We start from the raw sequence: 20,132 nt of genomic DNA, 5'->3' as shown, positions 1-20,132 counted from the left end.
ACATATGAACGTTCCCTATATGCATAAGAAAAGCCCGAACGGACTTATTCATCCATTCGAGCTTTCATTTGTTGCAATATTTTTTTCTCTAAACGAGACACTTGCACTTGAGAGATGCCTAATCTAGCTGCCACTTCTGATTGGGTTTGGTCTTTATAATAGCGCAAGTAAACGATGAGCCGTTCCCGTTCATCTAACTCTTCCATCGCCTTTTTTAACGCAATTTTGTCAAACCAAACGTCTTGCTCATCTGCAATTTGATCGAGCAGCGTAATCGGATCGCCATCGTTTTCATATACCGTTTCATGAATAGACGTCGGTGAACGGACCGCTTCTTGGGCTAGTACAACATCCTCGGGTGAAATTTGTAAAAACTGTGCGATTTCATTCACCGTTGGAACGCGACCGTTTTGTTTCGATAATTCGTCCTTTGCTTTTCTAATTTTATTGCCAATTTCTTTTAATGAACGACTCACTTTGACAGACCCATCATCACGAATGAATCGTTGAATTTCCCCAAGAATCATCGGTACCGCATATGTTGAAAACTTGACATCGTAAGATAAATCAAACTTATCGACCGACTTCATTAAACCGATACAACCGATTTGAAACAAATCTTCAGGCTCGTATCCGCGGTTTAAAAACCGCTGCACAACCGACCAGACAAGCCGCATATTTTTTTCGATAATCTCATCGCGCGCCTGCTGATCGCCTTGCTGACTCCTCCGAATCAACTCTTTGATTTCATGGTCTTTGACAGCTTGTACCTCGACATCCATAGGCACGTCTCCCTTAATTACATAGCGCTTTACTTTTCGTTAAATGCTTAATCAACTCCACAGTCGTTCCTTCATTCACTTTAGAATAAATGTTCACTTCATCCATAAAGTTTTCCATGATCGTAAATCCCATGCCGGAACGTTCGAGCTCTGGCTTCGTCGTAAATAACGGTTGCCGCGCTTCTTCAACATTTTCAATTCCTTTTCCATGATCGCGAATCGTTAAATGAACGGTATGTCCTTCAATCATGACAGAAATATAGACGACACCGCTCGGATCATTTTCATAGCCATGAATAATCGCGTTCGTTACTGCTTCAGATACAACGGTTTTAATTTCGGTCAACTCATCGAGCGTCGGATCGAGTTGCGCAACAAACGCTGCAACTGTCACACGCGCAAATGATTCATTTTGGCTGAGGGCGGAAAATTGAAGATGCATTTCATTTCTCATTCACGCCACCCCCAACGTTTGTAATGCAAATTGTTCATTTACTTCTAAACGAATAATTTTAAACAATCCTGACATATCAAATAAGCGTTTAATGGATGGAGAAACGGAACAGACGATCATTTCTCCACCCATACGTTGTATTTGTTTATATCTTCCTAAAATAACACCTAACCCTGAGCTATCCATGAACGTTAACTCATTCAAGTTTAAAACGATCGCTTGAATTCGCTCTCGTTCTAATACATCCGTGATAGCTGCGCGCAACTGTTCGGCTGTATGATGGTCTAGTTCGCCAGCTAATCGAACAAGCAATACGTGTTGTTTCACTTCCAACTGAATCGATAAACTCACTATCGTTTCCTCCTTATCCGTTTAGGTTAAGGAAGAATTCGATTTGTTTATGCGTCAATCCTTCTTATTGACAAAACTAGTCGTCATTCGTCTCATTTCGTCAAGATGTGCGTGAGAAGGAGCGAAACATTCGTTTAAACAATTCCCACATATTTGCTTCTTCTACTGGCTCTTTCGCCACTAAAGAACTTTTAGCGATAACCGCTCCATCTTTTTTTATAACGAGCGTGCCGAGCACCTCCCCTTTTTTCACAGGGGCTTTCACTTTCTCATTTAACTTCCATTTCGTTTGTACTGATTCAGATTTTTCTCCTTTTTTCAATAGGACAGAAATCGGTTCAGATGTCACGGCGGCGACTGCCTTTTTCTTTCCTTTGCTGACAGGGAGCATCGCAATCGTCTCGCCTTTTTTATAAAGCGGCTTCGTTTCGTAATGACTAAATGCATAATCTAACATTTTTGTAATTTGTGCATTTCGCGCCTTTGGCGTCGGCGCTCCAAACACAACAGCAATAACGCGCATATTCCCTTTTTTCGCCGTCGCTGTTAAACAATATTTTGCTTCGCTCGTGTAACCCGTTTTTAAACCATCAACACCTGGATAAAATTTCACAAGTCGATTTGTATTGACGAGCCAAAATTTTTTATCTGTATGCTCTCGTAAATAATCTTCATACGTACCTGTGTATTTTGTAATTAAATCATATTTCAATAACTCTTTTGCCATAATCGCCATATCATATGCTGTACTATAATGATTTTTCGCTGGTAAACCTGTCGTATTTTCGAATGCAGTATGCTTTAAACCAAGTTCCCTTGCTTTTTCGTTCATCATATGAACAAACGCTTCCTCTGATCCTGCAATTCGTTCTGCTAATGCAACCGATGCGTCATTGCCTGATCCGATCGCAACACCTTTTAGTAAATCGTCAACCGTCATTTCTTCTCCGGGTTCAAGAAAAATTTGCGAACCGCCCATCGATGCAGCATATTCACTCGCACGTACCCGTTCATCTAACTTCAACTTTCCTTGATCAATTGCTTCCATAACGAGGAGCATCGTCATAATTTTTGTCATGCTCGCAGGTGGAAGCGGCTCATGGGCATTTTTTTCATACAAAATAGCCCCTGTATCGCGTTCAATTAAAATAGCAGATCGCGCTTCAGTCGCTAATTCAACTTTCGGTTGTTCCGCATGCACGGATACGATCGGAATAAATAATAACGCGATGGCAAGCACATAAAAAAATCGCTTCATCTCCAACCCTCCATTTCTTTATACTTGCCATCTTTTCCATTTTTTATTTTTTATATACATAAAAAACCTGAAGGAGCGAATCCTTCAGGTTACGAAATTTTATCGTAAATTAATGTTGGTGCTTGAACTGGTGTCGCTGAAATACGAATGTTTTCATATAGTTTTTGTTTTACATCATCAATTTGTTCGCGGTTGCTGTAAATGGTGACAAGCGATTCCCCTTTTTTCACCGCATCGCCAACTTTTTTACGAAGCACTAAACCGACGGCTAAATCAATTGTCGATTCTTTCGTCGCACGTCCGGCACCGAGCCACATCGCTGCTGTTCCGACCGCATCCGCGACAATTTCTGATACGTATCCATCTTCCTTTGCTTCAAGTTCAATGACATATTTCGCTTGTGGCAATTTGCTCGGATCATCAACAACAGACGCATCGCCACCTTGCGCAGCTAAAAACGTTTTAAATGTTTGAAGTGCTGAACCGTCTTTCATTGCTTTCTCTAACATATGGCGAGCTTCTTCGAGCGAAGATGCTTTTTCAGCTAAATATACCATGTGGCTTCCAAGCACTAAGCAAAGCTCTTGTAAGTCTTCTGGACCTTCACCTTTTAACGTATCGATCGCTTCTTTCACTTCAAGCGCATTTCCGATTGCATATCCAAGCGGTTGACTCATATCAGAAATAATTGCCATCGTTTTACGTCCAACGCGGTTTCCGATATCAACCATCGCTTTTGCTAACGCTTTAGCGTCGTTTAAATCTTTCATAAATGCACCTGCACCTGTTTTTACGTCAAGTACGATCGCATCTGCCCCTGCGGCAATTTTTTTGCTCATAATCGATGAAGCAATTAACGGAATGCTGTTCACCGTTGCCGTCACGTCACGAAGCGCATACAATTTTTTATCGGCTGGCGTTAAATTACCAGACTGACCGACAACAGCAATTTTATTTTTATTGACAAGTTCGATAAATTCGTCGTTGCTAATTTCAACGTGAAATCCTGGGACAGATTCTAATTTATCAATTGTTCCCCCTGTATGACCGAGTCCGCGCCCAGACATTTTCGCAACCGGTACACCAACGGAGGCAACAAGAGGTCCGAGCACTAACGTTGTAGTATCGCCTACACCACCCGTTGAATGTTTATCGACTTTAATTCCTTCGATTCGTGAAAGGTCGATCGTATCCCCGGAATGTACCATCGCCATCGTCAATTCTGCTGTTTCTTCTTCGTTCATACCGCGAAAGAAAATCGCCATCGCTAATGCGCTCATTTGATAGTCTGGAATGTCGCCTTTTGTATAACCTTCAATCATAAACTGAATTTCTTCTTTCGTTAACGCATGACCGTCCCGTTTTTTCTCAATTAAATCGACCATTCTCATCGCCGTTCACCTTCTCGCTTATTTTTTCGCCATATGGCGTACAATCGCTTTTACAAATCGTAAAAAGTCCGCTTTTACTTTTTCTGTCGTTTCGATCACTTCATCGTGTGTCAGTGGCTGATCTAAAATGCCGGCAGCCATATTAGAAATGCACGAAATACCTAACACTTCCATTCCAGCATGGCGTGCAACAATGACTTCAGGCACGGTAGACATGCCGACTGCATCACCACCCATGACACGAATCATGCGGATTTCTGCAGGCGTTTCGTATGCAGGACCTGTATTGGCGACATATACCCCTTCGCGCACACGCAATCCAATTTCATTCGCCACATCTTTCGCGAGTTGACGAAGTCGTTTACTATATGCTTCCGACATGTCTGGGAAACGCACACCAAGTGCAGCATCATTCGGACCGATAAGCGGATTGCCGCCCATATTGTTAATATGGTCTGAAATAATCATTAAATCGCCCGGTTCAAACGATTCGTTCACACCACCTGCTGCATTTGTGACAATAAGCTGTTCCACACCGAGTGCTTTCATCACGCGTACAGGAAACGTCACTTTATCGAAACTGTATCCTTCATAATAATGGAAACGACCTTGCATAACGACAACTGTCGCTCCTTCTAATTGACCGTATACGAGCTGACCTGCATGTCCTTCGACCGTCGATACAGGAAAATTCGGAATATCACTGTACGAAATTTTAATCGCTTGTTCAATTTCATCTGCCAACACACCTAAACCAGAGCCAAGAATTAAGCCGATTTGCGGTGAAGTTGGAAACTTTTCTTTTAAAAATTGTGCCGCTTGTTCAATTGCTGCTCGATTCATGCTTTCACGCTCCTTATTTCAACTCATGTAAAAAGCTCGTTCCGTATTTCGGCATATTTACACGGAAGTTTTCTGCAATTGTTGCTCCAACGTCTGCAAACGTTTCACGCAACGGCAGTTGTTTTCCTCCGTTCATGCTCGGACTATAAACGAGAAGGGGAACATATTCGCGCGTATGGTCGGTTCCATGATGAACCGGGTCATTTCCATGGTCTGCCGTAATAATTAATAAATCGTCTTCTTTTAAACGTTCAAACACTTCTGGTAAACGGGCATCAAACTCTTCTAACGCATCACCATATCCTTTTGGGTCGCGACGATGACCGTATAATGCATCGAAATCAACAAGATTCACAAAGCTGAGCCCTGTAAAGTCCATTTGTAACGTATCGACTAATTTGTCCATTCCGTCCATATTTGATTTTGTGCGCAACGTTTGTGTCACACCTTCGTTATCGTAAATATCAGCAATTTTACCGATGGCGATCACGTCGTAACCTGCATCTTGTAATTCATTCATTACCGTACGACCAAACGGTTTTAACGCATAGTCATGACGATTCGCTGTTCGCTGGAAGTTACCCGGTGTGCCGATGAATGGACGAGCAATGACACGACCGACCATATATTTTTCATCGAGCGTTAGTTCACGTGCAATTTTACAAATGCGATATAGTTCTTCTAACGGAATGACTTCTTCATGCGCAGCAATTTGTAAAACGGAATCGGCTGATGTATACACAATAAGTGCACCTGTTTCCATATGCTCTGGGCCAAGTTCATCAATAATCGCTGTTCCACTTGCCGGTTTATTTCCGATCACTTTTCTTCCTGTGCGTTTTTCTAATTCATCAATCAGCTCTTTTGGAAATCCGTCAGGAAATACTTGAAACGGCGTATCAATGCGAAGTCCCATCAACTCCCAATGTCCTGTCATCGTATCTTTTCCAGCCGACGCTTCTTGCATTTTCGTGAAATATGCAAGTGGTTTTTCCGCTTTTGGAACACCTTTAATTTCACGAATATTACTTAAACCTAGCTTCGCCATATTCGGCATATGCAAGCCCCCGCGATGTTCAGCAATATGTCCAAGTGTATCCGCACCTTTATCATTATATTTTTCAGCATCTGGCGCTTCGCCAATTCCAACAGAGTCCATCACAATTAAAAATACACGTTTATATGTAGGCTTCACCTTTTTACCTCCTCAATCGCTTCATTCGCTTCATAGCATACCCACTACAAAACAAAATCACGCATTGTCCCTATTTGTCAGAAGTCTGACAACTATATTATAAAACGTTTTCATAATGATGTGCAATAAAAAAACTGTGACAAATCATCGTCACAGTTATGCTCGCGGGTGAAACTGCTTGTACACATCTTTTAATCTCGTTTTCGTTACGTGCGTATAAATTTGCGTCGTCGAAATATCAGCATGTCCGAGCATTTCTTGCACGGCCCGTAAATCTGCTCCGTTTTCTAATAAATGCGTCGCAAATGAATGGCGCAACGTATGAGGAGTTAATTGTTTTTGAATGTTCGCTTCTTGAGCGAGCCGTTTTAAAATTTTCCAGCATCCTTGTCTTGTTAACCGTTCACCGTGATGGTTTAAAAACAGGGCGTCTGTCGCTCCTTTTTTTCTTCGTAACAGCTCTGGTCGACCTTGCTCTATATACCGTTTTAACGCGTCAGTCGCCATTTTTCCAATCGGCACGATCCGTTCTTTCCGTCCCTTTCCGTAACAACGAATGAATCCCATCGTCAAATGAACGTCAGATACGTTTAATTGAATGAGCTCGCTCACCCGAATACCAGTCGCATATAACAATTCTAACATCGCCTTATCCCGAATGCTAAACGGTGTGTTTTGCTTCGGCGCCTCGAGTAAGGCCTCGACTTCCGCCATCGACAACACGTTTGGCAACGTCCTTGGTAGTTGCGGTGTTTCAATATGAACAGTCGGATCTTGATCAACGGCTTTTTCACGCAATAAAAATTGATGAAACGACCGAACTGACGCCAAATGGCGCGCAATCGTTTTCGGAGAATTTCCTTTTTCTTTTAAAAACTTTAAAAATTGCATAATATGAAAACGGGTGACATCGTTCCAACGACATATTTGTTCGACTTTTTGTAAATATTGAACATATTTTTTTAAATCACGTTCATACGATACGATCGTGTTATGAGCTAAGTTTCGTTCCACAATTAAATAATGAATAAAATCTTTTACTTGATCTTCCACACGCACTCTACTCCCCGTTTTGATAGAAAAACAATAGTCGATCGAGCCAATATGCTTCTTGTTGCTCCGTCGTCGATACTTTTACAGCTGATCCCATCGGCTCATCGTAGCGACGATAATAGTTATATTCCTCACTCATCCATACAATACTATAATAAAATAAAATCGTACATCCCGTAAACAGTAGAAACACTTTTAACACGTCCAACATTCTTCTCATGGCACACCTCCGTCAACTGTCATATAGTAAGAGGATATGCCCGTTTGACCGCATTTTATACACAAATGAAAAAACCTTTTCATAGACGAAAAGGTTTTACTGCTCCTCATGCTTATCTTGACAACGATGGCAAATGCCGTGAAATGTTAAACGGTGGTCTTTAATTTTAAAATTCCAATCCCGTTCTACAATCGCTTCAACATCTTCTAATAAATCTTCTTGAATTTCATCGACCGCTCCACATTCAATACACACTAAATGATGATGAAAATGCGCCGCACCTTCTTTGCGAAGATCGTAGCGGGAAACGCCATCCCCGAAGTTAATTTTATCGACAATTTTTAATTCCGTTAATAACTCCAACGTGCGATATACTGTAGCTAACCCAATTTCAGGTGCTTTTTCCTTCACGAGGAGGTACACATCTTCCGCGCTTAAATGATCTTCTTCATGTTCAAGCAACACACGTACTGTTGCTTCCCGTTGCGGCGTTAATTTATAACTTGCTGCATGCAATTGTTTTTTAATTCGTTCAAGGCGACCTTCCATTGTTATTCCCTCCCTCGTTACTCATTCTCATTATAACAAAAGAAAGGAACGTGTCAAAATAAAATGATTATAAACTGATAAATAAAATGATTATTAAATAATAATTATTTTTCTATTAATTCAACAACTTCTTTCATAAGTAATGGGGATACGTATGCTTCAAGTGAAGATGCTAACGCTAAAGCGATACTAAACGACAACATGACAAACGTATAACGAAGCATCGCTCGAAAAATCGGTTCGTGGGTTCGTTTCACAAATTGATGCCGAATCATTTTTAATGAAAACGAGATGGATACAGCCGCCATCATAATAAAAATGGGAACGAGAATAATGTTTTGTGGGACGACAGATACGAAAGCTAGCAAAAATCCGTTCCACCCCATTTGATTGACTAAAAATCCAACCGTAAAACCGACAACAAGTCCTTTTAAAAACAATAAAATTAAAATAAGTGGCAATCCAACGAGTGACATCGCTAAAATCCACATCAACCCAATATATTTTAAATTTTGTAAAAAACTTTCTTTCCACACATCATGCGCACTTGCAATATTTCCTGAAGAAACTTGTCCAAAAAAATTCGTTAAATAATAATATAAATCTTCTTTTTGACTAAAACTTAAGCTATTGACGACAATCGCACCAAAAATAATGCCCATCACAAAAAGAACGACGGTAAACACATATGTCGTATAATTCTCTTGCACGTGTTGTCCCCATGCTGTCATCCATGACCGCTTTCTCATCGCCCCATCCCCCTACACATTCTGTTACTACATTGTATGGGAAAAGGAGCGCAATATGACAAAAAGCGGTCACACAGACCGCTTTTACGCATACAATTGCCAATATAAAAGTGCGTAAATCGTTTTTGCATCGTAAATTTGCTTTTCTTTGACCATGTTAAGCGCTTCTTCTAACGTGACTTCGAGCACATCCACAAACTCGTCATCATCGAGCATTTGCTTTGCGCTTTTTTTCATTAGTCCTTTCGCAAGAAATATATGTACTAATTCATCCGCAAATCCTGGGGAAGTGTAAAAAGAGTGAAGCGGCTCCATGTCCCTGCATACGTATCCCGTTTCTTCCTCGAGTTCACGTTTCGCTGTTTCAAGCGGTTCTTCCCCTTTTTCTAGTTTTCCTGCTGGAATTTCAACAAGCACTCGCTCCAACGCTTTCCGATATTGACGAACAAGCACGATTTTATTTTCCTCTGTGATCGCAAGTACCGCAACTGCTCCAGGATGTTTTACAACTTCTCGCTTGCTCATTTCTCCGTTCGGCAACAACACATCTTCAACATATACGTCAATCACTTTTCCTGAAAAAATGCGTTGCTTACTGATCGTTTTTTCATATAAATGATCCATTGTTTCACCACCATTTTATCGTTTCATATTGATTGTACTACATACTTAAAGACAAATGGGAAATTTATTCGATATAATGGGGAAAAAGAGGTGGTCACATGAAAAAACGAAAGCTCGGACATTCAAACTTATACGTAAGTGAAATTGGGTTTGGTTGCATGTCGCTCGGTACATCGGAAAGTGATGCGATTCGCATCATTCATGAAGCAATAGACAAAGGAGTGAACTACTTCGATACAGCCGATTTATATGATCGTGGCTTGAATGAAGAAATCGTTGGTAAAGCATTAAAAGGCAAGCGCCACGATGTCATCGTTGCAACGAAAGTAGGGAATCGTTGGACAGAACAAGGAGACGGTTGGACGTGGGATCCGTCAAAAGCATACATCAAAGAGGCTGTGAAACATAGCTTGCGACGGTTACAAACCGATTATATTGATGTATATCAATTACACGGCGGAACAATCGATGATCCGATCGATGAGGCAATTGAAGCGTTTGAAGAGTTGCAACAAGAAGGCGTTATTCGTTATTACGGTATCTCCTCTATGCGTCCAAATGTCATTCGTGAATACGTCAAACGCTCGCGCATCGTTTCTGTAATGATGCCGTATAGTTTGCTCGATCGCCGCGCTGAAGAATGGTTTCCGCTTTTAAAGCAACATCGCATTAGCGTCATTGCGCGCGGACCGCTTGCGAAAGGATTATTAACTGAACGTCCCATTGAACGAGCAAGCGATGAAACGAAACAAAACGGCTATGTCGATTATTCGTTCGCTGAATTAGTTACACTCATTCCAAAACTAAAAGCCGTTGCACCAAATGAAACGCTAACGGCGATTGCCCTTCGCTTTTGTTTAGCTCATGATGCGGTTGCAACAGTCATTCCAGGTGCAAGCCGATTAACACAGCTCATCGAAAACGTCGCTGCCCAATCGGTGACGTTAAGCGATGAACAAATAGCTATATTAAAACAACTAACAAAACAAACGATTTTTACTGCTCATCGATAACCGAGGTTCGAACCTCGGTTATTTAAATTTTCGCCAATCTAAATCACTTTCTTCTAACCACTCCGCAAACGTTTTGTTTTTTTCGCGCTTGCGAGCTTCTTCTTTTCGTTTCTCTTCCTCTTCTTCTTTTCGTTTTTGTTCTTTTTCTTGCAGCTGCTTTTGTTTTTGCTTTAACTGTTCGATCAGTTGCTCATTTAATCGATCTTTTAGCATAAACATCCCTTTCTTTCTCCAAACTAATAAAGAACAAACGTAAAGGAGTGAACTGTCATGACAAAAAATAAAAGCCAAAAAGGAAAAACGACAGCTGATACCGTTCGTCCTGTGATTGCTAAAGAGGAATTAGAAAAAGCGATTCATCCGACAAAGCGTCAAAACTCTCCGCAATAGAAAGGGGGCATCTCGCCTCCTTACAAAATATCTGTAATATGCGGCATATGTTGTTCAATCCAGGCAAGCGCTTCATCTAACTGAACGAACGATTGTGTTTCAAATGTCATTTCATCTTGCAGTAACCAAACGTCGCGTTCATCATTTGAAAATCCTGCAACAGACCAATGAAGCAAGCTATACGGATGGTTATTGTACAAAAACGACACCCACGTTTTTTCTTTTGCTATTTTTCGAAGACGGTTTACTTGATCATTCACAACTATCACTCTTTCTATGTCATTTACATATACACCATCATTTTAACTCAATATCGTAAAATAAGAAAAGAGATCTCGAAAAAGAGACCTCTTTTCATTGTTGCTTTGGCACGCGACGACGATACACAACGTAGCTGCGACCCAAATAACGAAACGGCATGCTGAATATGTGAACTAACCGTGTAAACGGCCAGACGATGAAAATACATAAAGCTGAGATGATATGAATTTTAAACCAAATCGGTACGCTTTCCATGTATGTTGGATCTGCACGAAACGTTAAAACGGTGCGAAACCAAGGGCTGATCGTTGTTCGATAGTCAAATCCGTCAGCATTCACGTTCAACGATGTAGAAGCAAAACCGGTCAACATGACAATCGCTAATAAAATTAAAACGAACCAATCTGCTTTACTAGTTATCAAACGAATGCGCTTCACTGTTAAACGACGTTGAATAAGAATCGCTAAACCAACAATAGAAACAATCCCTGCTGGAAGCCCGAACGCGATCGCCATCGTATGATACGTGTGCTCAGAAATACCAACCGCATCGTAGACCGATTTCGGAATAAGAATGCCCATCACATGACCGATAAAAACGATGATGATCCCCCAGTGAAATAACGTGCTTCCGAGCCGCAACGATTTTTTTTCAAGAAACTCGCTCGATTTTGTCGTCCACCCAAACTGATCGTGCTGATAGCGATAAATATGTCCGCCAATAAAAATCGTTAAAACGATGTAAGGGAAGTATCCCCAAAGAAATTGTTCGAGCAATTACGACACGCTCCCTTCTGCAAGTTTACGCACCCCGATCTCTTCAAGTGCCATGAGCAACACATCGAATAAAATGGCGTAATAACTTTCAGCTGCAATGAGCTGTTCACGAAGGTAAGAAAGATGATTGAGATATTTTTGCATGAGCGGTTGAACATACACACGCTCTGCTTGTGATGCAAATTCAAGCATAAGCGGTAAGTAGTCCGGCAATTCTCGCTCCGTTATGTCAAAACCTGCTGATTTGTATAATTGCTTTAATTGCAATAGTTCAATTCCACGTTCTCTTTGCTCACCCGTGCTCATATATGTGACATATAAATTTGTTTTTTTTCCAAAGTCAAACATATACACATATGTTTCAATCCATGACGTTTCACCCGTTTGTTTCACATAATCAATAAATTTTTGGATGTTTTGAACAATCGGACGATGCGGAATTTGTTGACTAAACGTTGCACAATCATCTAGTTGTTCGCGCCATTGTCGATCTGGGTACGATAACAAATACGAAACGATTTCAAACACCGTTTGTACGTGAACATAATCCATTTGAATCCTCTCCCTTTATGACGAAATGGTGCCGCATGATCCCGGTCCACCCATAAACGATAATCCGCATGTACCTTGTTCTGCGTATAACTCAGCAACTTGTTCGCGGTGCGATGCTGGAATGACGAAACGATCATTGTATTTTGCAATTGCCAATAAGCGATACATTTCTTCAATGTCTTCTTCGGTTAGTCCTAGTGACTGAACCATTTGTTCATTTGGTTGTTTGTTCGTTTGAAGCGCGCGCATATATAAACGCATCGCTGCCATTTTTTTCAGTACGGTACGAATATGCCCTTGATCCCCAGCCGTTAATAAATGAGCTAAATACTCAATTGGAATGCGCATATCATCAATCGCTGGGAAAATGTCATATTCACTTGCTCGACTTCCCTTTCCTTCAATCATATTTGTAATTGGGCTTAATGGCGGAATGTACCATACCATCGGCAATGTCCGATACTCCGGATGTAGCGGCAAAGCAATTTTCCAATCAACGATCATTTTATAAATAGGTGATTGTTGTGCCGCTTCAATCCACGCTTGTGGAATGCCTTCTTCTTTTGCTTTCGCAATCACTTCTGGATCATGCGGATCTAAGAAAATTGATAACTGTGCTTCATATAAATCTTTTTCATTCGCGACGCTCGCCACTTCTTTTACGCGATCTGCGTCATATAACATAACGCCGAGGTAACGCACTCTTCCTACGCACGTTTCAGAACAAATCGTTGGTAATCCTGCTTCTAATCGTGGGAAGCATAATGTACATTTTTCTGCTTTACTTGTTTGCCAGTTAAAATATACTTTTTTGTACGGACAGCTTGATACACAATACCGCCAAGCACGACAAGCATTTTGGTCAACAAGAACAATGCCATCCTCTTCTCGCTTATACATTGCCCCAGATGGACAGCTTGATACGCAAGGAGGATTCACACAATGCTCACAAATACGCGGTAAATACATCATAAACACTTGCTCAAATTCTGCTTGAATCGATTGCTCCATTTTCACGACATTTGGATCTTCTAACGCTGTGACATGCGCACCAGCTAAATCATCTTCCCAGTTTGGCCCCCATTTTAACTCCATAAACTCTCCGGTTAATGCAGATTTTGGTCGAGCGACTGGCTGATGTTTCTTTTCAGGGCTATTTGTTAACGTTTCATAATCGTAAGTCCATGGCTCATAATAGTCATCAATCGTTGGTAAGTTCGGATTGTAAAATAGGTTGAGCAATCGGTTTACTTTCGAGCCGGACTTTAGTTGAATCTCTCCGTTTTTCAACTCCCAACCGCCTTTATATTTCTCTTGGTCTTCCCATTTTTTCGGATAACCGATGCCAGGTTTCGTTTCTACGTTGTTAAAATACATATACTCGGCACCTGGACGATTCGTCCAGGTGTTTTTGCATGTAACGCTACACGTATGGCACCCAATACATTTGTCCAAATTCATCACCATGCCGATTTGCGCTTTAATCTTCAAGCCAATCAACCTCCTTCAACTTGCGAATAATGACGTTCAAGTCGCGTTGGTTTCCTGTCGGTCCGTAATAGTTAAATCCATAGCTTAACTGCGCATAACCACCGATCATATGCGTCGGTTTGACGTGAATGCGCGTCGGGCTGTTGTGCGTACCACCTCGGTTGTTCGTTAACTTCGACCCGGGCACGTTAATGTGACGATCTTGCGCATGATGCATAAATGCAATTCCTCTTGGAAGACGATGAGAAACGACTGCACGCGCAACAACAACGCCGTTTCGGTTGAAACATTCAATCCAATCGTTATCTTGAATTCCTGCTTCTTCTGCATCTTCTTTGCTTAACCAAATAGTTGGACCGCCTCGGAATAGCGTCAAAATCGGTTGTGAATCGAAATACATGCTATGGACAGACCATTTATTGTGCGGTGTTAAGTAATTGAGCGTAATCTCTTTTCCTTCGATATCTGGTCGATTTTTGCGAAACGGTTTATGCTGCAAAATTGGCTTAAACGTTGCCATTGTTTCACCAAATTCTTGCATTAACTCATGATCAATATAAAATGATTGACGCCCTGTTAACGTCCGCCAAGGAATGAGCCGCTCAACATTTGTCGTAAATGGCGAGTAACGACGTCCGCCTTTTTCTGATCCGCTAAATGCCGGCGATGTAATGACTGTTTTTGGTTGCGCTGTAATTTGTTCAAATGTGAAACATTCTTCTTCCCGTTCTTCTGCTAAATCTTTTAGTTGTAAATTTGTTTTCTTTTCAAGCGATTCCCATGCCTTCACAGCCACATGCCCATTTGTTGTTGATGAAAGTGTTAAAATCGCTTCAGCTACTTTTTTCGCATCGCTTATATCCGGGCAACCGTTCGCAACCGAAGAACCACGAACGGTCCCGAGCACACGTTTTAATTTTCCATATTCTTCTTCTACTGACCACGTCATCCCTTTTACACCGAAAGGCGCTTTCACAACGTTTGGACCGAGCGCTGTCATTTTTTCAAATATTTTTGTATAGTCACGTTCAACGACGTGAATTTGTGGCATCGTTTTTCCTGGAATTGGTTCACATTCTCCTTTACTCCAGTCTTTAATTTTTCCAAACGGTTGTGCTAACTCTTGTGGCGTATCGTGAAGAATCGGTGTCGCTACAACTTCTTTCATCGGTGCCATTCCTACTTCTTCCGCTACTTGTGACACTGCTTTCGCAAGCGATTTAAAAATTTCCCAATCTGATCGCGCTTCCCAAGGTACAGCAATCGCTGGATTAAACGGATGAATAAACGGATGCATATCTGTGCTACTTAAATCATGTTTCTCATACCATGTTGCTGCAGGTAATACAACATCAGAATATAAAGCTGTTCCAGCCATCCGAAAATCGAGATTAATGAGCAAATCTAATTTTCCTTCTGGCGCTTCTTCACGCCATGTAATTTCTTGCGGACGGAGGCTATCTTTGTCATCGTTCATTAATCCGTGCGACGTACCAAGCAAATGTTTTAAAAAGTATTCGTGCCCTTTTCCGGAGCTTGAAATTAAGTTGGCACGCCAAACGATTAAGTTACGCGGGAAGTTTTTCTCGTTGTCCGGGTCTTCAATCGCAAAACGCAACTTCTTCTCTTTTAATTGGTTTGCTACGTATGTGCCAATGTCTTCAATTGTTTCCGCTCCTGATGCCAAAGCTTCGTTATACAAATCAATTCCGTTTCGCTCAAACGTTGGATATGAAGGGAGCCAACCTAAACGCGCCGCAAGGACGTTATAATCGGCATAATGCTGGTAACGCGCCTTTTTAACAAGCGGTGAGACGAGTTGCCCAACCGGCGTATCCTCATACCGCCATTGATCCGTTGCAAAATAATAAAATGATGTGCCGTTTTGCAGTTTTGGTGGAGCCTGCCAATCTCGTGCCATCGCAATCGTTTGCCAACCTTCTACCGGACGCAACTTTTCTTGACCAACGTAATGCGCCCAACCACCCCCGTTTACTCCTTGTGCACCAACGAATAAAACGAGGTTTAAGACGGCACGATAAATCGTATCTGAGTTAAACCAATGGTTAATCCCTGCGCCAACGATAATCATTGAGCGACCTTTTGTATCGATTGCATTTTGCGCAAACTCACGCGCAATTTGAATAACGAGATCGCGCTTCACACCTGTGATGTTTTCTTGCCATGCTGGCGTAAACGGAATAAGGTCATCGTATGTTTTCGCTACTTCACCACCGATCCCACGATCAACCCCATAGTTAGCAAGCACTAAATCATATACGGTCGTGACGTATAATTCTTCATGCTCCGTTTGTACGCGTTTTACAGGCACAGCACGTTTTAAAATTTTGTTTCCATCATGAGAAAAATACGGAATTTGTATAGTTACAACCTCGTCTTCTATGCCTAACATCGTCAGTCGCGGCTCGATCGCTTCCTCTGTTTCTTCGTCTACCATGTTTAAGTTCCATTTTCCTTTGTTTTCCCAGCGTGAACCAATTGTTCCATTCGGAATCGCAAAATCATTTGTTCGTTCATTCCAAAGCGCTGGTTTCCATTCCCCATTTGTCGTGTTCCGTCCAATATCAGACGCGTGTAGGAAACGATCAGCAACAAATTGCCCATCTTCTTTCTTTTTCAACGTAACTAAAAATGGAAAATCTGTGTATGTTTTCGCATAGTTTGTAAAGTATTGTACTTGCCTATCTACATAAAACTCTTTTAAAATAACATGCCCCATCGCCATCGCTAAGGCGCCGTCTGTCCCTTGTTTAACGCTCAACCATTCATCCGCTAGCTTCGTCGATTCAGCAAAGTCTGGACTAATCGAGACGACTTTTGTTCCTTTGTATCGAACTTCTGCTAAAAAGTGAGCGTCTGGAGTACGCGTCATTGGAACGTTTGATCCCCATGTCATAATGTAACCAGCGTTATACCAGTCGCTACTTTCTGGAACGTCCGTTTGATCTCCCCAAATTTGTGGTGAAGCTGGTGGCAAGTCAGCGTACCAATCATAAAAGCTTAAAATCGGTCCACCCATCAATGACATAAAGCGTGCGCCAGCCGCATGACTTACCATCGACATCGCTGGAATTGGAGAGAAACCGACATTGCGATCCGGTCCATACTTGATTACTGTGTAAAGTAAAGAAGTAGCAACAAGTTTTAATACTTCATCCCACTCCGCACGAACAAATCCACCTTTTCCACGCGCCTGCTTATAACGCTTTGCTTTCTCCGGGTTTTCAACGATGCTTTTCCAAGCATCAATCGGATTTTTATGTTGCTGCAATGCTTCACGCCACATATTTAACAACACACCGCGAACGTATGGGTATTTGACACGAAGCGGGCTATAAATGTACCACGAAAAGCTCGCTCCCCGTGGACAGCCTCTAGGCTCAAAATCTGGCATATCAGGTCCGGTCGTTGGGTAGTCAAGCTTTTGTCCTTCCCATGTCACGATGCCATCTTTCACGTAAATATTCCAACTACACGAACCTGTACAATTTACACCGTGCGTTGAGCGCACCACTTTGTCATGTTGCCATCTTCTGCGATATATTTGCTCCCAATCACGATCTTGATGTGTAACTTCACTATGTCCATCCGCTTGACGTTCAATCGGTTTCACATAGTTCCATCGCTTGAACAACGGTGATTTCTTTTTCATATCGCTCACTCCTCTTCGTATGAAATCCTTCTATCTTCACTATAAAACGGGACGTGATAAATAAATGTGAGGTACCTCACATGTTTTTCAATTGTCACAAATATGTCGAAATATTATATAAAAAAAGACTAACCCACAATGGATTAGCCTGCGATTTCATTTATTCTTTTTGCTAATTGTTCTTTTTCTTCGAGAGATAACAACTTCTCAGCCATCGGAAAAAGCACTTGTTCTTCTTTCGCAAAATGATCGGTTAAAATCATATAAGCGTTCATTACATAAGAAGCTAATGGTTTTGCTTCTTCCGCACGAATTGTTTCTGTTTTTTGTAAAAATGTTGCGATATTTTGTTTTGCTTCATGATGCTCGTATTCCATGACCGCAATCGGACCGAACTGTTTGCCAATATAGCGTTCCATCATTGGAAATAATACTTCCTCTTCTCGTCGTGAATGCGGATCTAAATGTTGTAAAAATTGCTGCACATGTTCGCGCAAACGAATAAGCGCTTGAACAACATCTTGCTCTTTGCCATCGTAAATGTTTTTTGCAGCAACAAAAAGGGCATACTTTTCTTCATTTAATGGGCCGTGTTCTTCTTTTAGTCGTTGTAATGGTGGACATAATGAAACTGGTTCATTTCCAATGAGACTGCAAGGTGAAAACTCCATCGTCATCCCTCTTTTCTTTATGTGCTTGCATGTTTATTGTATAAAAGGAAAACGATTTTTCGTGTGATGCACGTCACACATCTTTCGAAAAAATTGAATGTTTATTGACTATTCAATGTTGCAATATGACGATGGACAACCTTCGCAGTTAATTTGCTTTTTTAAATAGTCTAAGCTATGAATAATAATTTTTCTTCCTTTGAAAGAAATGATACCTTTACTTTTTAATGTATTTAATTCGCGATTTACACTTTCACGAGATGTAGAACTAAAATTCGCTAAATCTTGATGTGTAACAGGAACGTCTAATAAAATACCATCTTTCGTCTGAATACCATAACTATTAGCCATACGAATCAGTGTAGAATATAACGCCCCCTTTTTGCCATATAAAACGAGATCGCGAAATTTCGTATGTTGTTTACGAAAATGATCGGTCATCATTTTCAAAAATTCGACAGCAAACTCTGGATTGGCAAGCAGCTCTTTTTCAATATCTTCATTTTTAATCGCAAGCACTTCACTATCTTCTAACGCCCGCCCGTTAAATAAATATCTTCCATTCTCGGCAAAAATCATAAGCTCGCCAATAACAGCATTCGAACCGCATAACCGTAAACATAACTCTTTTCCATCACCAGAAAATTTACTAATTTGAAATTTACCCGATAGAACGACGAAGAAATTTTCGCCAAGTTGCCCTTCTTGAAACAAAAACATTCCTTTTTTCACTTTCATCGTTTTGTAGGCCAACTTTTTTAGTTGTTCAAAATTTTTTTCGCTAATAAACTGAGACATGCGTATGCCTCCTTTTTAGGAAAAGTATTTTTGGTATAACGAGCGAGCAAATGTGACATCTTTCGTCCCGTGCACGAGCATGCGGCCGTCAGCAAATAAAACGACACGATGTCCTTCGAGTTGGGTCATTAACAAATACTCGTTCCCATGTACTTGTTGACCGCTTGCTTTCATTTGCTCCATCATTTCAGTTATATGAAATGGATGCACATGGCGAATCTGCACCGTATCTCGTCCACATAAGACGGACATTTTCGCTTTTTCGCTTTGCAAAGCCGGATATGTGCGATTGCTCCCACAAGACGGACAATGTTCGTTTTTTAATTTATCAACTCGTAAAAATCGATGTTCATTTTGCCAAACGTCAAACATAACGAGCGAACGTCGGATCGCCGCAACATCTCCAACTAATATTTTTAACGCTTCCGCTGTTTGATAAGAGGCTACCATTTGTACAGCGGGAGAAACGATACCAACATTATCACAAGTCAAATGATAAGAAGGCAAATGATTGACGAAACAGCGAAAACATGGCGTTTGCCCTGGAATGATCGTAAAAGAAAGACCATAACTTCCCACACAAGCACCGTATACCCATGGAATTCGGTATTTTTGTGATAAATCATTTAGTAGAAAACGTGTTTCAAAATTATCTGTTCCATCAATCATAATGTCAATCTGCTGCTCAAAAAGTGCATCAAACGATGTATCTTGCATATCCATGACAAGCGCTTCCACATGGACGTCACGATTTACAGAAGAAAGACGACGTTTAGCAGCAATCGCCTTTGGCCACCCTTTTTCAGCATCTTCTTCACTATATAACGTTTGCCGCTGTAAATTCGTCCAATCGACATAATCGCGATCAACGATTGTCAGTCGCCCGACGCCTGCGCGCACTAACATATCTGCATTCGCCGAACCGAGCGCTCCTGCCCCAACAACGAGAACATGTTTATGTCGAATCGTTTGTTGTCCTTCTTCACCAATTGGCGAAAATAATATTTGTCGCGAATATCGCTCCATTACAATCCCTC

Annotated in this window: 22 protein-coding genes; 1 reads left to right on the top strand and 21 read right to left on the bottom strand. The window is 41.3% G+C overall.

Annotated elements, in window-relative coordinates; genetic code table 11:
* Positions 1-44: 44 nt before the first annotated feature.
* From sigF to HNQ82_RS01230, 12 genes are all read right to left on the bottom strand, one after another.
* Positions 45-782 carry an RNA polymerase sporulation sigma factor SigF gene (gene sigF, locus HNQ82_RS01285; RefSeq protein ID WP_004889712.1) on the bottom strand — a complete coding sequence of 246 codons (738 nt, stop codon included), beginning with the start codon at positions 780-782 and terminating at the stop codon, positions 45-47.
* Positions 783-795: 13 nt separating this feature from the next.
* The gene (spoIIAB, locus tag HNQ82_RS01280; protein WP_032099963.1) at positions 796-1,236 is read right to left on the bottom strand and encodes an anti-sigma F factor; all 441 of its coding nucleotides are present in this window, start codon (positions 1,234-1,236) and stop codon (positions 796-798) included.
* Positions 1,237-1,587, bottom strand: a complete 351-nt coding sequence (gene spoIIAA / locus HNQ82_RS01275; protein ID WP_183246488.1) for an anti-sigma F factor antagonist — start codon at positions 1,585-1,587, stop codon at positions 1,237-1,239. It lies immediately after the preceding gene.
* 100 nt (positions 1,588-1,687) lie between these two features.
* On the bottom strand, positions 1,688-2,845 hold the full coding sequence (locus HNQ82_RS01270) for a D-alanyl-D-alanine carboxypeptidase family protein (RefSeq protein ID WP_183246486.1): 1,158 nt from the start codon (positions 2,843-2,845) through the stop codon (positions 1,688-1,690).
* 89 nt (positions 2,846-2,934) lie between these two features.
* The gene (locus HNQ82_RS01265; protein ID WP_183246484.1) at positions 2,935-4,236 is read right to left on the bottom strand and encodes a pyrimidine-nucleoside phosphorylase; all 1,302 of its coding nucleotides are present in this window, start codon (positions 4,234-4,236) and stop codon (positions 2,935-2,937) included.
* An 18-nt stretch (positions 4,237-4,254) separates the two neighbouring features.
* Complete coding sequence (locus tag HNQ82_RS01260) at positions 4,255-5,079, bottom strand: purine-nucleoside phosphorylase (protein WP_183246482.1); 825 nt, start codon at positions 5,077-5,079, stop codon at positions 4,255-4,257.
* Between the two features lie 13 nt (positions 5,080-5,092).
* A complete protein-coding gene (gene deoB, locus HNQ82_RS01255; RefSeq protein WP_183246480.1) occupies positions 5,093-6,274 on the bottom strand; it encodes a phosphopentomutase in 1,182 nt (393 codons plus the stop codon).
* Between the two features lie 156 nt (positions 6,275-6,430).
* Positions 6,431-7,327, bottom strand: a complete 897-nt coding sequence (xerD, locus tag HNQ82_RS01250) for a site-specific tyrosine recombinase XerD (RefSeq protein WP_032100496.1) — start codon at positions 7,325-7,327, stop codon at positions 6,431-6,433.
* 7 nt (positions 7,328-7,334) lie between these two features.
* The gene (locus HNQ82_RS01245) at positions 7,335-7,547 is read right to left on the bottom strand and encodes a YqzK family protein (RefSeq protein WP_032099968.1); all 213 of its coding nucleotides are present in this window, start codon (positions 7,545-7,547) and stop codon (positions 7,335-7,337) included.
* Positions 7,548-7,643: 96 nt separating this feature from the next.
* Positions 7,644-8,096: a ferric iron uptake transcriptional regulator gene (gene fur / locus HNQ82_RS01240; protein ID WP_183246478.1), complete on the bottom strand. Its 453-nt coding sequence runs from the start codon at positions 8,094-8,096 to the stop codon at positions 7,644-7,646.
* 104 nt (positions 8,097-8,200) lie between these two features.
* Complete coding sequence (gene spoIIM / locus HNQ82_RS01235) at positions 8,201-8,845, bottom strand: stage II sporulation protein M (RefSeq protein ID WP_183246476.1); 645 nt, start codon at positions 8,843-8,845, stop codon at positions 8,201-8,203.
* A gap of 84 nt (positions 8,846-8,929) precedes the next feature.
* Complete coding sequence (locus tag HNQ82_RS01230) at positions 8,930-9,469, bottom strand: NUDIX hydrolase (protein ID WP_183246474.1); 540 nt, start codon at positions 9,467-9,469, stop codon at positions 8,930-8,932.
* A 98-nt stretch (positions 9,470-9,567) separates the two neighbouring features.
* On the opposite strand from HNQ82_RS01230, the gene HNQ82_RS01225 reads away from it, so the two are divergent.
* Complete coding sequence (locus HNQ82_RS01225) at positions 9,568-10,482, top strand: aldo/keto reductase (RefSeq protein ID WP_183246473.1); 915 nt, start codon at positions 9,568-9,570, stop codon at positions 10,480-10,482.
* Between the two features lie 18 nt (positions 10,483-10,500).
* Here the strand turns inward: HNQ82_RS01225 and HNQ82_RS01220 are convergent, their stop codons facing one another.
* The 9 genes from HNQ82_RS01220 to HNQ82_RS01180 form a co-directional block, all read right to left on the bottom strand.
* A complete protein-coding gene (locus tag HNQ82_RS01220; RefSeq protein WP_183246471.1) occupies positions 10,501-10,701 on the bottom strand; it encodes a DUF3886 domain-containing protein in 201 nt (66 codons plus the stop codon).
* Positions 10,702-10,892: 191 nt separating this feature from the next.
* On the bottom strand, positions 10,893-11,132 hold the full coding sequence (locus HNQ82_RS01215) for a YqkC family protein (protein WP_041638171.1): 240 nt from the start codon (positions 11,130-11,132) through the stop codon (positions 10,893-10,895).
* Positions 11,133-11,226: 94 nt separating this feature from the next.
* Positions 11,227-11,910, bottom strand: a complete 684-nt coding sequence (gene narI / locus HNQ82_RS01210; RefSeq protein WP_183246469.1) for a respiratory nitrate reductase subunit gamma — start codon at positions 11,908-11,910, stop codon at positions 11,227-11,229.
* Positions 11,911-12,462, bottom strand: coding sequence for a nitrate reductase molybdenum cofactor assembly chaperone (gene narJ / locus HNQ82_RS01205; RefSeq protein WP_183246467.1), 552 nt, complete (start codon positions 12,460-12,462; stop codon positions 11,911-11,913).
* A gap of 15 nt (positions 12,463-12,477) precedes the next feature.
* Complete coding sequence (gene narH, locus HNQ82_RS01200; RefSeq protein ID WP_183246465.1) at positions 12,478-13,953, bottom strand: nitrate reductase subunit beta; 1,476 nt, start codon at positions 13,951-13,953, stop codon at positions 12,478-12,480.
* A complete protein-coding gene (locus tag HNQ82_RS01195) occupies positions 13,943-17,626 on the bottom strand; it encodes a nitrate reductase subunit alpha (RefSeq protein ID WP_183246463.1) in 3,684 nt (1,227 codons plus the stop codon). Before HNQ82_RS01195 ends, narH begins: the two co-directional genes overlap by 11 nt.
* Before the next feature lie 143 nt (positions 17,627-17,769).
* A complete protein-coding gene (locus tag HNQ82_RS01190) occupies positions 17,770-18,297 on the bottom strand; it encodes a hemerythrin domain-containing protein (protein ID WP_183246461.1) in 528 nt (175 codons plus the stop codon).
* Between the two features lie 108 nt (positions 18,298-18,405).
* Positions 18,406-19,095, bottom strand: a complete 690-nt coding sequence (locus HNQ82_RS01185) for a Crp/Fnr family transcriptional regulator (RefSeq protein WP_183246459.1) — start codon at positions 19,093-19,095, stop codon at positions 18,406-18,408.
* A 15-nt stretch (positions 19,096-19,110) separates the two neighbouring features.
* Entirely contained in the window at positions 19,111-20,121 is a 1,011-nt protein-coding gene (locus HNQ82_RS01180) for a ThiF family adenylyltransferase (RefSeq protein ID WP_183246458.1), read from the bottom strand.
* Between the last annotated feature and the right edge of the window lie 11 nt (positions 20,122-20,132).

This window comes from Anoxybacillus tengchongensis (assembly GCF_014201585.1).
Classification (GTDB): Bacteria; Bacillota; Bacilli; order Bacillales; family Anoxybacillaceae; genus Anoxybacillus; species Anoxybacillus tengchongensis.
The sequence above is the reverse complement of the archived record's forward strand: the minus strand, read 5'-3'. Positions and strand labels throughout refer to the sequence as shown.

What these genes read in the sequence shown, in the direction of transcription:
- sigF (WP_004889712.1), bottom strand. Translation starts at nt 782, where the DNA reads ATGGATGTCGAGGTACAAGCTGTCAAAGACCATGAAATCAAAGAGTTG.
- spoIIAB (WP_032099963.1), bottom strand. Translation starts at nt 1,236, where the DNA reads ATGAGAAATGAAATGCATCTTCAATTTTCCGCCCTCAGCCAAAATGAA.
- HNQ82_RS01270 (WP_183246486.1), bottom strand. Translation starts at nt 2,845, where the DNA reads ATGAAGCGATTTTTTTATGTGCTTGCCATCGCGTTATTATTTATTCCG.
- HNQ82_RS01265 (WP_183246484.1), bottom strand. Translation starts at nt 4,236, where the DNA reads ATGAGAATGGTCGATTTAATTGAGAAAAAACGGGACGGTCATGCGTTA.
- HNQ82_RS01260 (WP_183246482.1), bottom strand. Translation starts at nt 5,079, where the DNA reads ATGAATCGAGCAGCAATTGAACAAGCGGCACAATTTTTAAAAGAAAAG.
- HNQ82_RS01245 (WP_032099968.1), bottom strand. Translation starts at nt 7,547, where the DNA reads ATGAGAAGAATGTTGGACGTGTTAAAAGTGTTTCTACTGTTTACGGGA.
- fur (WP_183246478.1), bottom strand. Translation starts at nt 8,096, where the DNA reads ATGGAAGGTCGCCTTGAACGAATTAAAAAACAATTGCATGCAGCAAGT.
- spoIIM (WP_183246476.1), bottom strand. Translation starts at nt 8,845, where the DNA reads ATGAGAAAGCGGTCATGGATGACAGCATGGGGACAACACGTGCAAGAG.
- HNQ82_RS01230 (WP_183246474.1), bottom strand. Translation starts at nt 9,469, where the DNA reads ATGGATCATTTATATGAAAAAACGATCAGTAAGCAACGCATTTTTTCA.
- HNQ82_RS01225 (WP_183246473.1), top strand. Translation starts at nt 9,568, where the DNA reads ATGAAAAAACGAAAGCTCGGACATTCAAACTTATACGTAAGTGAAATT.
- HNQ82_RS01220 (WP_183246471.1), bottom strand. Translation starts at nt 10,701, where the DNA reads ATGTTTATGCTAAAAGATCGATTAAATGAGCAACTGATCGAACAGTTA.
- narJ (WP_183246467.1), bottom strand. Translation starts at nt 12,462, where the DNA reads ATGGATTATGTTCACGTACAAACGGTGTTTGAAATCGTTTCGTATTTG.
- HNQ82_RS01195 (WP_183246463.1), bottom strand. Translation starts at nt 17,626, where the DNA reads ATGAAAAAGAAATCACCGTTGTTCAAGCGATGGAACTATGTGAAACCG.
- HNQ82_RS01190 (WP_183246461.1), bottom strand. Translation starts at nt 18,297, where the DNA reads ATGGAGTTTTCACCTTGCAGTCTCATTGGAAATGAACCAGTTTCATTA.
- HNQ82_RS01185 (WP_183246459.1), bottom strand. Translation starts at nt 19,095, where the DNA reads ATGTCTCAGTTTATTAGCGAAAAAAATTTTGAACAACTAAAAAAGTTG.
- HNQ82_RS01180 (WP_183246458.1), bottom strand. Translation starts at nt 20,121, where the DNA reads ATGGAGCGATATTCGCGACAAATATTATTTTCGCCAATTGGTGAAGAA.